The 12734-nt window shown below is 77.2% G+C and carries 11 protein-coding genes; 10 read left to right on the top strand and 1 reads right to left on the bottom strand.

All coding sequences use genetic code 11. The annotated features are described in order from the left end of the window. Positions 1 to 83 precede the first annotated feature (83 nt). Positions 84 to 2234 (top strand): primosomal protein N', encoded by a 2151-nt coding sequence (locus KLI87_RS16590; protein WP_214617769.1) that lies wholly within the window; start codon positions 84 to 86, stop codon positions 2232 to 2234. Here the strand turns inward: KLI87_RS16590 and KLI87_RS16595 are convergent. Beyond that, positions 2231 to 3076, bottom strand: a complete 846-nt coding sequence (locus KLI87_RS16595; RefSeq protein WP_214617770.1) for an AraC family transcriptional regulator — start codon at positions 3074 to 3076, stop codon at positions 2231 to 2233. The genes KLI87_RS16590 and KLI87_RS16595 overlap by 4 nt on opposite strands. Positions 3077 to 3170: 94 nt before the next feature. On the opposite strand from KLI87_RS16595, the gene KLI87_RS16600 reads away from it, so the two are divergent. From KLI87_RS16600 to KLI87_RS16640, 9 genes are all read left to right on the top strand, one after another. Next, the gene (locus tag KLI87_RS16600; RefSeq protein ID WP_214617771.1) at positions 3171 to 4175 is read left to right on the top strand and encodes an ABC transporter substrate-binding protein; all 1005 of its coding nucleotides are present in this window, start codon (positions 3171 to 3173) and stop codon (positions 4173 to 4175) included. Further along, positions 4172 to 4987 carry a siderophore-interacting protein gene (locus KLI87_RS41545; protein WP_214617772.1) on the top strand — a complete coding sequence of 272 codons (816 nt, stop codon included), beginning with the start codon at positions 4172 to 4174 and terminating at the stop codon, positions 4985 to 4987. The genes KLI87_RS16600 and KLI87_RS41545 overlap by 4 nt, the downstream gene beginning before the upstream one ends. Further along, positions 4977 to 5966 carry an iron ABC transporter permease gene (locus tag KLI87_RS16610; RefSeq protein ID WP_250903915.1) on the top strand — a complete coding sequence of 330 codons (990 nt, stop codon included), beginning with the start codon at positions 4977 to 4979 and terminating at the stop codon, positions 5964 to 5966. Before KLI87_RS41545 ends, KLI87_RS16610 begins: the two co-directional genes overlap by 11 nt. Then, positions 5963 to 7006 (top strand): iron chelate uptake ABC transporter family permease subunit, encoded by a 1044-nt coding sequence (locus KLI87_RS16615; RefSeq protein ID WP_214617773.1) that lies wholly within the window; start codon positions 5963 to 5965, stop codon positions 7004 to 7006. Before KLI87_RS16610 ends, KLI87_RS16615 begins: the two co-directional genes overlap by 4 nt. Then, positions 7003 to 7872, top strand: coding sequence for an ABC transporter ATP-binding protein (locus tag KLI87_RS16620; RefSeq protein WP_214617774.1), 870 nt, complete (start codon positions 7003 to 7005; stop codon positions 7870 to 7872). Before KLI87_RS16615 ends, KLI87_RS16620 begins: the two co-directional genes overlap by 4 nt. 9 nt (positions 7873 to 7881) lie before the next feature. After that, positions 7882 to 9672: a hypothetical protein gene (locus KLI87_RS16625; RefSeq protein ID WP_156220992.1), complete on the top strand. Its 1791-nt coding sequence runs from the start codon at positions 7882 to 7884 to the stop codon at positions 9670 to 9672. Between the two features lie 151 nt (positions 9673 to 9823). Continuing rightward, positions 9824 to 10369 carry a peptide deformylase gene (gene def, locus KLI87_RS16630; protein ID WP_156220991.1) on the top strand — a complete coding sequence of 182 codons (546 nt, stop codon included), beginning with the start codon at positions 9824 to 9826 and terminating at the stop codon, positions 10367 to 10369. Then, the gene (gene fmt / locus KLI87_RS16635) at positions 10370 to 11296 is read left to right on the top strand and encodes a methionyl-tRNA formyltransferase (protein WP_214617775.1); all 927 of its coding nucleotides are present in this window, start codon (positions 10370 to 10372) and stop codon (positions 11294 to 11296) included. Beyond that, entirely contained in the window at positions 11296 to 12732 is a 1437-nt protein-coding gene (locus KLI87_RS16640) for an RsmB/NOP family class I SAM-dependent RNA methyltransferase (protein ID WP_214617776.1), read from the top strand. The genes fmt and KLI87_RS16640 overlap by 1 nt, the downstream gene beginning before the upstream one ends. Positions 12733 to 12734: the final 2 nt, after the last annotated feature.

Raw genomic sequence — 12734 nt, forward strand, 5'->3', positions numbered from 1 at the left:
CCGGCGACACCCGCCCCGTTCGAAGGGACCACTCACCCTAGCGTGCGGCGGTGACTGTCGGGTTGATCTGGTAGGACGGGGACGTGACCAAGGACGGCGGGGGCGCGGACCTGATCCCGGGCCTGGACGACCTTCCCGGGGCTCCGGCGGGCGGGGCGGGGCGGGCGTCCGGCGCGGGCGGGAAGGCGGGGGCGGGCGGGCGCAGGGGCGCGAAGAAGGGTGCGCGCCGTCCGGCCGACGATCTTCCGGTCGCGCGCGTGGCCGTCGACATGTCGCTGCCGCACCTGGACCGCCCGTTCGACTACCTGGTGCCGGCCGAGCTGGCCGCCAAGGCCGTGGCCGGGTGCCGGGTGCGGGTGCGGTTCGCCGGGCAGCTCGTGGACGGATTCCTGCTGGAGCGCGTCGCCGAGAGCGACCACGAGGGCCGCCTGGCCTACCTGGAGCGGGTCACCTCCTCCGAGCCCGTGCTGACCCCGGAGATCGCGGCGCTGGCCCGGGAGGTGGCGGTCCGCTACGCGGGGACGTTCGCCGACGTGGTCCGGCTGGCCGTCCCGCCCCGGCACGCCCGGGTGGAGGCCGAGCCGGTGCCCGAGGCCGAGCCGGTGCCCGAGGACGGGCCGGCGGCCGAGGGCGGGCCGGCTCCCGGAGGCGAGCCGGAGGAGGCGGACGCCGCCGAGGCCGGCGGGTGGGCGGAGTATCCGGCGGGCGCGTCGTTCCTGGGCGCGCTGGAGGCGGGGAGGGCGCCCCGGGCGGTCTGGACGGCCCTGCCCGGCGACGGATGGGCCCCGGCCATCGCGCGGGCCGTCGCGGCGGCGCTGGCGGGCGGGCGCGGCGCGTTGGTCGTGGTCGCCGACGGGCGCGACGTCGCCCGTGTGGACGCCGCCCTGGCCGCCGAGCTGGGGGAGGGGCGGCACGTCGCGCTGACGGCGGAGCTGGGCCCGGCCGAGCGGTACCGCAGGTGGCTGTCGGTGCTGCGGGGACGGGCCCGCGCGGTGGTCGGCACCCGCGCGGCGATGTTCGCGCCGGTCGCCGACCTGGGGCTGGTCGTCCTGTGGGACGACGGCGACGACGTCCACGCCGAGCCGCACGCGCCCTACCCGCACCCCCGCGAGGTGCTCGCGCTGCGCGCCCACCGGACGGGCGCGGGCGCGCTGATCGGCGGCTTCACCCGCACCACGGACGCGACGCGGCTCGTCGAGAGCGGGTGGGCGCACGCGCTGGCCGCCGACCGGGCGCGGGTGCGGGAGGCGATGCCCCGCGTCCGGTACGTGGGGGAGGACGCGCAGCTCGCCCGGGACGCCGCCGCCCGCACCGCCCGGCTGCCGAACGTGGCGTTCGAGGTGGCGCGGGGCGCGCTCGCGGAGGGGCCGGTCCTGGTGCAGGTGCCCAGGCGCGGCTACGTGCCGGGCATCGCGTGCGGGCGGTGCCGGAGCCCGGCGCGGTGCACGGCGTGCCAGGGGCCGCTGGCCCTGTCCTCGTCCCACGCGGCCCCCTACTGCCGGTGGTGCGGGCGCATCGCGGGCGACTGGCACTGCCCCGAGTGCGGGTTCTTCCAGGTGCGCGCCGTGGTGGTGGGCGCGAAGCGCACGGCCGAGGAGCTGGGCCGGGCGTTCCCGGGCGTGCCGGTGCGGACGTCGGGGCGGGAGGCGGTCCTCGACCGGGTGGGGCCCGAGCGGGCGCTGGTGGTGTCGACGCCGGGCGCCGAGCCGTCCGCCGAGGGCGGGTACCGGGCGGGCCTGCTGCTGGACGGATGGGTGCTCCTGGGCCGTCCCGACCTGCGTGCCGGCGAGGAGGCGCTGCGCCGCTGGATGAACGCGGCCTCGCTCGTCCGCGCGGGCGCGCCGGTGGTCGTGGCGGCCGAGGGGTCGCTGCCGCCGGTGCAGGCGCTCGTCCGGTGGGATCCGGTGACGTACGCGGAGCGGGAGCTGGCCGAGCGGCGCGAGGTGGGCTTCCCGCCCGCGGCGCGGATGGCGTCGCTGACCGCGTCCCCCGCGGCTATCCGGGAGCTGCTGGCCGACGCGCGGCTGCCCGACGGCGCGGAGGTGCTCGGGCCGGTGCCCGTCCCGCAGGCGGGGGCGGGGGACGGGCCGGAGCGGGAGCGCGCGCTGGTCCGCGTGCCGAGGGCGGCGGGGCAGGCGCTGGCGCGGGCGCTGAAGGAGGCCCAGGGGGTGCGCAGCGCGCGCAAGGCGGCCGAGACCGTCCGCGTCCAGGTCGACCCTCTCGAACTGATCTAGCCGGCCGATCCGGCCGGCCGATCCGGCCCGCGGGGCCGCGCGGCGGTGTGGCGGCCGGGCGTGTACCCGTACTCCTTGGCGAACGCGGAGATGAACGCGGACGCGCTGGCGTAGCCGACCTGGTGGGCGACCGTGCTCACCGGGCGGGAGTCCAGGAGGGCCCGTGCGGCGCGCAGCCGCAGCGCCGTCCGCCACCGGGTGTAGGGCATGCCGAACTCGCGGACGAAGTCGCGCTGGAGGGTCTTGACGCTGACGCGGAGCCGCCGCGCCCACTCGTCGAGGCCGGTGGGGTCGGCGGGGTCGTGGGAGAGGGCGCGGGCGACGGCGAGCGCGAAGCCGGTCCCCGCTCCGGGGGCCGCGTCCGTCCCGGCCACGCTCGTTCCGGCCAGGGGTGCGCCGATCCCCGCCATGATGCGGCGCCTGGCCTCCAGCGCGGCGGCCTCGTCGCAGCCCCGGCGGGCGATCACCGTGACGAGCCGGGCCGCCTCGGCGTCGATCGGCACCGGCCCCGACCGCAGGTCGCCGAGCGCGGGCGGCACCTCGCGCAGGCAGATCCGGTAGACGGTCTGCCGGTCCCCGGCCCGCACCTCGTGGCTCGTGGCGCGCCGCGCCCAGAACGCCTCGCCCGCCCCGACGAACCGGACGGCCGGGCCGTGCGTCGTGGCGAGCGGCCCGTCGGGGGACCAGTAGAGCTGGTGCAGGAAGTCCTGGCGGCCCTCGCCGAAGGCCAGCGCGTCCGCCGAGCGGTACCGCAGGACGAGGATGCCGCCGGGGTCGCCGAGCCCGTAGCCGAACTCCTCGCAGGTCTCCGGGTCGGCGGCGCCATGACGCGTCAGCGACACAGGGTGTCCTCCCAGCGATATCGCGATGGTTAAGTAAGGCTTACCTTAGTAGCTCATCCAGCCCTCCCACCACGCACGACGAGGAAAGACGACCATGCCTTCTGCCAAGCCCTGGAGACTCGCGGCGGCCGCCGCGGCCGCGCTCGTCCTGGCGTCCGCGTGCGGGTCCGGCGGTTCGGACGGGGCGTCCGGCGTATCCGGCTCGTCCCGGACGCGGGTCTTCGACGCCGAGAACGGCGAGGTCGAGATCCCCGCCCGGCCCCGGCGGGTCGTGGCGACCGGCTACGCCGTGCCGGTGCTCATCGAGCTGGGCGCGCCGCTGGTGGGGATCTCCAGCTGGAAGCGCGGCATCCCGATGATGAGCCCGGCGGACCGCGCGTCCTACGACAGGCTCGCCAAGGTCGCGGGCGAGATGGCGGCCGAGACCAACTACGAGGCCATCGCCAGGGCCGACCCCGACCTGATCGTCATCGGGGTGCCGAAGCCGGTGCTGGGCGACCTGAACATGAAGCGGCTGGAGTCCATCGCGCCCGTCGTCGTGCTCGGGCCGTCCTCGCCGTCGGACTGGCGGGACCTGTCGCGGCGCCAGGCCGACGCGGCGGGGAGCCTCGGCGGCTACACCAGGGCCAAGGCCGCCTACGAGAAGCGGGCCGGGGAGGTCGCGGCCAAGTACAGGGGCACGCTGGCGAAGCTGAGGTTCGGCCATGTCGGCGGGTACGGCAAGGTCGCCGCCGGGACCTTCATGCGCGAGTACGCCGGGTCCTGGGGCACCAACATCGCGGAGGACGTCGGCGTCAGGTACTACGGCGAGGTCAAGGACAAGAAGGGCGGCGGCGCGGGCGTCTCGGAGTACCCCTCGATCGAGGAGGTGTCCACGAGCCTCGGCGGGGCCGACGCGATCACCTACACGCTGGAGCCGGACGGGACGGTCGGCCAGGCCGTCGAGTACGTGCTGGAGTCGCGGATGTGGAAGGACCTGCCCGCGGTGAAGAGGGGCCGCGCCATCGGGCTGCGCTACACGCAGGCGGCGACCTACCCGTCCGCGGCCAAGGCCCTCGACGCCCTCGACCAGGCGCTCGCGCCGCTCGCGACGCCGTGAGGGCCGACCGCGGCGACCCGCGGGGGCGGGTCGCCGAGCACCACCGCGCCGGGACGGGCGTGGCGCGCGTCGGCTACCCGATCGAGGTCAGGGAGGCCGCGGTCGTGCGCCGCGAGCGGCTCACGCCGGCCATGCTGCGCCTCACCCTCGGCGGCCCCGGGCTCGACGGCTTCCACACCTACCAGGCCGACGACCACGTGAAGATCGTCTTCCCGGAGGCGGACGGCGTGCTGCGCGCCCCCGTCCCCGGCGAGCACCAGGAACTCCACTGGCCCCACCCGCTGCCGCCCACCCGCAAGTACACGGTGCGGCGCTACGACGCGCGGGCGCGCGAGCTGGACCTGGACTTCGTGCTGCACCCCGGCGGGCTCGCCTCCGCCTGGGCGGAGGACGTCCCGGTGGGGGAGCGGGTGACGATCGCCGGACCGCCCGGCGCCAAGGCGTTCGCCCAGAACTACGACCACTACCTGTTCGCGGTCGACGCCACCGCGCTGCCCGCGTTCGCGCGCTGGCTGGAGGAGGCCCCGGCGGACGTCTCGGCGCACGCGGTCGTCGAGACCGGGGACGCCGCCGACCACGCCTACCCGCTCGCCCGGCGGTACGGGGTCGGCGTCACCTGGCTGGAGCGCGGGGACGGGGCCCCCGCGCTCGCCGACGCCGTCCGCGACCTGCCCCGGCCGGACGGGCGGACGTTCCTGTTCGCGGCGGGCGAGGCCGACGCGATCCGGCCGCTGAGGGCCTGGAGCCGCGGGCGGATGGACGCGCTGTTCACCGGCTACTGGAAGCGCGGAGTGGCCGATCTTGACGACTGACCTTCGGCGGCGGTTCGCGGTGCTGGCGGTCGCGGTCGCCGCGCTGGCCGTGCTCGCGGGCGCCAGCCTGTGCGTGGGGGCGCGGTCCGTCCCGCCGGGGACGGTGTGGGCGGCGCTGACCGGGCACACCGCGACCGACCTGGAGGCGATCGTCCGCGACGTCCGGGTGCCGCGGACGGTGCTGGCCTGCTGCGCGGGCGCGGCGCTCGCCACCGCCGGGACGCTGATCCAGACCCTCACCCGCAACCCGCTCGCCGAGCCGGGCGTCCTCGGCGTCACCGCGGGCGCCGCGTTCGCGATCACGCTCGGCACCGTGGCCGGGCTGAGCGGGTCGCAGGCCGCGCGGATGGCGCTCGCGGTCGCCGGGTCGGCGCTCGCCGCGGCCGCGGTCTACGCGGTCGGGCGCTCGTTCCCGCTGCGGCTCCTGCTCGCCGGGGTCGCGCTCACCGCCGTGCTGGCCGGGCTGACGCTCGGGCTGCGGCTGGTGTACCCCGACGCGCTCGACGAGTACCGGTACTGGTCGGTCGGGTCGCTGGCCGGACGCGAGCGGACGCCGCTCGCCCTGCCGCTCGCCGCGATCCTCCTCGCGCTCGCCGGGACGGCGCTGGTGACCCGCCCGCTCGGCGGGCTCATGCTGGGCGACGGCGTCGCGCACGCGCTCGGGGCCCGGGTCCGGCGGACGCGGGTCGCCGTGCTCGTCCTCGTCACGCTGCTGACCGGCGCCGCGACGGCCGTGGTGGGGCCGGTCATGTTCGTCGGGCTGATCGTCCCGCACCTGGCCCGGCGGCTCGCGGCCGGGTCGCTGCCGTGGCTCGCGGCCTACACGGCGGTGCTCGGGTCGGTGCTGCTCGTCGCCGCCGACATCGGCGCGCGGCTGCTGCTGCCGACCGGCGAGGTGCCGGTCGCGATCGTGACGGCGTTCCTCGGCGGCCCGGCGCTGATCTGGGTCGTCCGGCGGCACGGGGCGGTGGCCCTGTGACCGGGCCGGACGCGGTCACCCTCCGGGTGGGGCCGGTCTCGGCGCTGGTGGAGCGGCGCGCGGCGGCGGTCTCGCTCGGGCTGGCCGCGGCGGTCGCGGCGCTCGCGCTCGCCGCGCTGTGCCGGGGCGACGCGTGGGACCCGCCCGGCGAGGTCGTCCGGGGCCTGCTCGGACGCGGCGGATCGGCGCTCGTCGTCCGGGAGTGGCGGCTGCCGCGCGTCGCCGCCGCGATCGTCTTCGGCGCCGCCCTCGGCCTGGCGGGGTCGCTGTTCCAGAACCTGACCCGCAACCCCCTCGGCAGCCCGGACGTCGTCGGCCTCGACGCGGGCGCCTACACCGGCGTGCTCGTCGCGATCACCGTGTTCGGCGGCACCGCGGCCGGCCTCGCGCTGGGCGCGCTCGCGGGCGGGCTGGGCACGGCGGGCGCCGTCTACGCGCTGTCGCTGCGGTCTGGGGTGAGCGGGCTGCGGCTCGTGGTCGTCGGCGTCGCCGTGAACGCCATGCTGACCGCCGCGAACTCCTGGATCGTGCTGCGCGCCGACCTGGACGTGGCGATCGCCGCCACCGGCTGGCAGGCGGGCACGCTCAACGGCGCCGAGTGGGCGGCGCTGCGCCCGGCGTTCCTCGTCATCGGCGCGCTGGCGCTGCTGACGGCCGCGCTGTCGCGGGGCATGCGGCAGGCGGCGCTCGGCGACGAGGCCGCCGCCGCGTCCGGGCTCGGCCTCGGGCGGTTCCGGCTCCTGGCCGTGCTGGCGGGGGTGGGCTGCACGGCGAGCGTCACCTCCGCCGCCGGGCCGATCGTGTTCGTCGCGCTCGTCGCCCCGCAGATCGGCCGCCGGATCACCGGCGCGGCCGGGACGCCGCCGCTGCCCGCCGCGCTGACCGGCGCGCTGCTGCTGCTGGCCGCCGACCTCGCGGCGCAGACGGTGCTCGCGCCCGTCCAGCTCCCGGTCGGGGTCGTGACGACGGTGCTCGGCGGGGGCTACCTGTGCCTGCTGCTCCTCGGAGAGGTCGCGAGAGAGGCCGGACGAGCGCCATGACGAGCGACGCCAAGGGGCGCCTCAGCGCCCGCGACATCACGCTCGGCTACGGCGACCGCGTCGTGTCGACCCGGCTGAGCCTCGACGTCCCCGACGGCGCGTTCACCGCCGTCGTCGGCGCGAACGCGTGCGGCAAGTCGACGCTGCTGCGCGCCTTCGCGCGGATCCTGGCGCCCTCGGAGGGGGAGGTGGCCTTCGACGGGCGGGACGTGCGCGGCTACCGCCCGAAGGCCATCGCGCGGCAGGTGGGGTTCCTGCCGCAGGGCGTCGTCGCGCCCGAGAACATCCTCGTCCGGCAGCTCGTCGCCCGCGGCCGCTACCCGCACCAGTCGCTGCTGTCGACCTGGTCGCCCGGGGACGAGCGCGCCGTCGCCGCCGCGATGGAGGCGGCGGGCGTCGCCGACCTCGCCGGCCGCCGCGTCGAGAGCCTGTCGGGCGGGCAGCGGCAGCGCGCCTGGACGGCGATGGTGCTCGCGCAGGAGACCCCCTACCTGCTGCTGGACGAGCCCACGACCTACCTCGACATCACTCACCAGTACCAGCTCCTCGCGCTGCTCGCCCGGCTCCGCGACGAGGGACGGACGATCATCGCCGTGCTGCACGACGTCAACCAGGCGTGCCGCTTCGCCGACCACCTCGTCGCGATGCGCGACGGCCGGGTCGTCGCCCAGGGCGCGCCCGCCGACGTCGTCGACGCGGCGCTGGTCGCGGAGGTCTTCGGGCTCTCCTGCGTGATCGCGCCCGACCCGGTGACCGGCACCCCGATGGTCGTCCCGACGGCCGAGTACGGGGGGCGGGCGGCGCCCGTCCCGGGCCCGGCGGGCTCCCGGGCCAAGATGGGCGCGCCCGGCGGTGATGACCAATAGGGTTCTCGGGTGGCCGACAACTGGGTGGAGACGACCGCGGGCGAACTGCGGCTGTGGGCGGACGAGCACGGCGGGGGGCTGGACGAGCAGGGCGCCCGGCTGCTGCTCGACCTCGTCCGCGAGGAGATGGGGCTCGGCGCGCCCGAGGAGCTGACCCCCGAGGGCGTCCGCGAGCTGCTGCTGGAGGTGTTCCCCGAGTCGGTGGTGGCGGGCGCGGAGGAGGTCCCCGCCGTCCTGGACACCCTGCGCCGCCTCGTGGCGTTCCTGCGCGACACCCGCGCGGTGCCCGCCCCGCGCGCCGCCGAGCTGGCGGCGGAGATCGAGCGGAGCGCCCCGGCCTTCGCCGAGGTCGTCGCCGCCGCCGACACCGCCGAGCGGCAGGTCGCGGCCGAGGTCATCGCCGGGCTGATGCGCGCCGACGGCGTCCCGCTGGACGACCAGGGCGCCGTCGAGGCGTGGGTGGCCGAGTTCGAGGCGCTGCCCGAGGACGAGCGCTACGCCCGCACCGAGGAGTACCTGCGGCAGACCGAGGAGCTGGTCGTGCCGCCCGTCCGGCTGCCGGCCGAGGGCGAGCTGGCCGCCGCCGTCCGCGCGTCGGAGCTGACCGGGCGGGCCGTCGCGCTCGCGGAGTGGGCGGACGGGCGGGCGCTCACCGAGCACGACCAGCTCACCGAGGCCGACGCCGAGGCCGCCCGGGACGCGCTCGGCATGAAGCTCACGCGCGGGTACGCCCAGGTCGAGGACGAGGGGGCCCTGGAGCGGCTGTGGTGGGCCGCCGTCGAGGCCGAGGTGATCTCCGTCGCGGACGGCGCCGCCGGGCCGGGACCCGCGCTGGAGGGCCTGCGGTCGGCCGACGACGCCGCGCTGCTCGCCGCCTGGCTGCCGCTGTTCGACGCCGTCGTGGTGCCCGAGCACGACCCCGAGGACGGCCTGGACGCGATGGAGCTCGTCCAGAACGAGATGACCGGCGTCCTGATCCACCTCTACGAGCAGGAGGAGCCGACCTCTCCCCACGACCTGCTCCAGGCGCTGCGCGAGCACGTCGGGGAGAGCTACGACCTCTCCGACGAGGACGCCATGTCCGGCCTGGTCGCCGACGCGTTCCTGCTGGAGCTCGGCGCGCTGCAGGAGTGGGGGATCGTCGAGGTCGCCGGTGACGGCGGCCGCGCGCTCACGCCGCTCGGCGTGTGGGGCGTCCGGGAGCTGCTGCTGGCCGACGGGTTCACCGCGCCGCTCGTCGGCGACCTGGCGGACGCGTCGGCGGCCGGGCTGGTCGAGGGCCTCACCTGGCACCGGCCCGACACCGCCGACGAGGAGATCGCCGGCTGGCTGGCCTCCCGGGACGCCAAGGACGCCGCCGCCGACCTCCTCGACGTCATGCGGACGGGCGGCCCCGGCGCCCGCAACCTCGCCGCCGCCGTCCTGCACCGGATCGGCCCGGAGGCCGCGCCGGTGGTCCGCGCCGCGCGCGAGCACCCGCTGGTCTCGCCCTACGCCGTGCTGTGGCTGAACGCGGCGGGCGACCCCTCCGGCCGGGAGCTGGCCCGCGAGGAGTACCTGTGGGTGTTCGTCGACACCGTCGCCGGGATGCTGGAGACCGCCGAGCCCGCCGACGCCGTCGAGGCGGCGCTGGCCGACGCGCCGCCCGGCCCGGAGCTGCTCGTGATGATCGACGAGCTGTGGCGCACCCACCACGACGACGTGGCCGACGTGCTGGAGGCCCTGGGCGACCACCATCCCGACAAGGCGACCGCCAAGGCCGCCCGCACCGCCGCCTACAAGGCGCGCTCGTCACGGTAGGAGCCCGGCGGGGAACCGCGGCGGGAAACGGGGCGGGGAACGCGGCGGGCAGCACGGCCACGTGTGCCGCTCCGTAGACTGGAGGCGGTATCGCGTCCCCTGACCGTCCCGTCCGGAAACGGCTTCCCCGCCCCAGGAAACGGAGTCCTCGTTGGCCGTCAAGCCCATCCGCATCTTCGGCGACCCCGTGCTGCGCACGCCCGCGGAGCCGGTGCGGGACTTCGACAAGGAGCTGCGGCTCCTCGTCAAGGACCTCACCGACACGATGATCGACGCTCCCGGCGCCGGGCTGGCCGCGCCGCAGCTCGGCGTGGGCCTGCGGGTCTTCACCTACTACGTCGACGACCGGCTCGGGCACGTGGTGAACCCCACCCTGGACCTCACCGAGGAGCAGGAGACCGGCGACGAGGGCTGCCTGTCCCTGCCCGGCCTGGCCTTCCCCACGCCCCGATCGGTGGGCGTGGTGGCCAAGGGCTTCAACATGCACGGCGAGCCGATCACGCTGGAGGGCACGCACCTGCTGGCGCGCTGCGTCCAGCACGAGACCGACCACCTGGACGGCATCATCTTCATCGACCGGATGGACCCCGAGCAGCGCAAGGCCGCCATGAAGGCGATCCGGGAGGCCGAGTGGTTCGGCGACCCGGCGCCGGTCGTGAAGGAGTCCCCGCACCGCACGTTCGGGAAGGCGATCTGAGTGAGGCTGGTCTTCGCGGGCACCCCCGAGACGGCGCTCCCGTCCCTGAACGCGCTGCTGGCCTCCTCGCACGAGATCGCCGCGGTCGTGACCCGCCCCGACGCGCCCGCGGGCCGCGGCCGCCGCCTGGTGGCCAGCCCGGTCGGCGAGCGCGCCGCCGAGGCGGGCGTGGAGGTGCTCAAGCCCGCCAAGGCGCGCGACCCGGAGTTCCTCGCCCGGCTGCGCGCGATCGCGCCCGACTGCTGCCCGGTCGTCGCCTACGGCGCGCTGCTGCCGCGCGAGGCGCTGGACATCCCCCGGCACGGCTGGGTGAACCTGCACTTCTCGCTGCTGCCCGCCTGGCGCGGCGCGGCGCCGGTGCAGCGCGCGATCCTGCACGGCGACGACATGACCGGCGCGGCGACGTTCGAGATCGAGGAGGGCCTGGACACCGGCCCCGTCTACGGCGTCCTCACCGAGCCCATCCGGCCCGACGACACCACCGGCGACCTGCTGGGGCGGCTCGCCGTCGCGGGCGCGACGCTGCTGCTCGACACGATGAACGGCATCGAGGCGGGCGTGCTGGAGCCGCGCCCGCAGCCCGAGGAGGGCGTCTCCACCGCCGCCAAGCTGAACCCCGACGACGGGCACGTCGACTGGCGGTCCCCGGCGCGGCACATCGACCGGCTGGTCCGGGCGTGCACGCCCGCCCCCGGCGCGTGGACGAACTTCCGCGACACCCGGGTGAAGCTGTGGCCCGTCCGGCCCGCGCCGGACGCCGAGGCGCTGAGCCCCGGCGAGATCCGCCCGGGCAAGAAGGAGGTGCTGGTCGGCACGGCCACGCATCCGGTCGCGCTGGGCGAGGTGCAGCCGCAGGGCAAGCGCCGCATGGCCGCCGCCGACTGGGTCCGCGGCGTCAACCTCATCGGCAAGGACGCGTTGCACTGATGGCCCCCGCCCGTAACGGCCGAGCCGACCACGGCAGGAACCGCAGGCCCGGCGGGCCCCGCCGGACCGGCCGCCCGCAGGACCTCGTCCGCCGCACCGCGTTCGACGTCATCCGCGCGGTCGAGTCCCGCGACGCCTACGCGAACCTGCTGCTGCCCGCGCGGCTGCGCGACCGCGGCCTCACCGGCCGCGACGCCGCCCTCGCCACCGAACTCACCTACGGGACGCTGCGCGGCCGCGGCACCTACGACGCGGTCCTCGCGCTGTGCAGCGACCGGGAGCTGCGCCGCATCGACGCGCCGCTGCTGGACGTCCTCCGCCTCGGCGCGCACCAGATCCTCGCCACCCGCATCCCGCCGCACGCCGCCGTCGGGACGGCCGTGGAGCTCGCCCGGTCGGTGTCGGGCCCCGGCCAGGCCAAGTTCGCCAACGCCGTGCTGCGCAAGGTCACCACCCGCGACCTGGACGCCTGGCTCGCGATCGTCGCGCCCGCGGACGCCGACGTCACCACCCGCCTGTCGGTCGCGCACAGCCACCCCAAGTGGATCGTGTCCGCGCTGCGGGACGCGCTGGGCCCCGACCGCGCCGAGATCGACGCGCTGCTGGCCGCCGACAACGCCCGCCCCCGGGTCACGCTCGTCGCCCGCCCGGGGCGCGCCACCGTGGACGAGCTGCGCGCCGAGGGGGCCGAGCCGTCCTCCTACTCCCCGTACGCGGCGCTCCTGCCCGAGGGCGACCCGGCGGGCATCGCCGCCGTCCGCGAGGGCCGCGCCGCCGTGCAGGACGAGGCGAGCCAGATGGTCGCGCTGGCCCTGGCGGCGGCTCCGCTCTCCGGCCCCGACGCCCGCTGGGCGGACCTGTGCGCGGGCCCCGGCGGCAAGGCGGGCCTGCTGTCGGCCGTCGCCGCCGGACGCGGCGCGCGGCTCCTGGCCGCCGACGTCCAGCCGCACCGCGCCGGGCTGGTCGCCCGCGCCGTGGACGCGCGCACCGGCGTCGTCGTCGCCGACGGCACCGCGCCCGCGTGGCGCCCCGGCGCGTTCGACCGCGTCATGGTCGACGCCCCCTGCACCGGCCTGGGCGCGCTGCGCCGCCGCCCCGAGGCGCGCTGGCGGCGCGGCCCCGAGGCGATCGCCGAGCTGGGCCCGCTCCAGCGCACGCTGCTGGGGTCGGCTTTGGACGCCGTCCGTCCGGGCGGGGTGGTCGCCTACGTCACCTGCTCGCCGCACCTGGCCGAGACGCGCGTGGTCGTGGACGACGTGCTCCGCAAGCGGGCCGGCGTCGAGCGGCTGGACGCGCCGTCCGTCCTGGCGGCGATCGCGCCGGAGCTCGCCGGCCTGGGGGAGGGCCCCTACGCGCAGTTCTGGCCGCACCGCCACGGCACCGACGCGATGTTCCTCGCCCTGCTGCGCCGCGCCGATCCCGACGGGACGGACTGACC

Source organism: Actinomadura sp. NEAU-AAG7, from assembly GCF_018603865.1.
GTDB lineage: Bacteria > Actinomycetota > Actinomycetes > Streptosporangiales > Streptosporangiaceae > Spirillospora > Spirillospora litoris.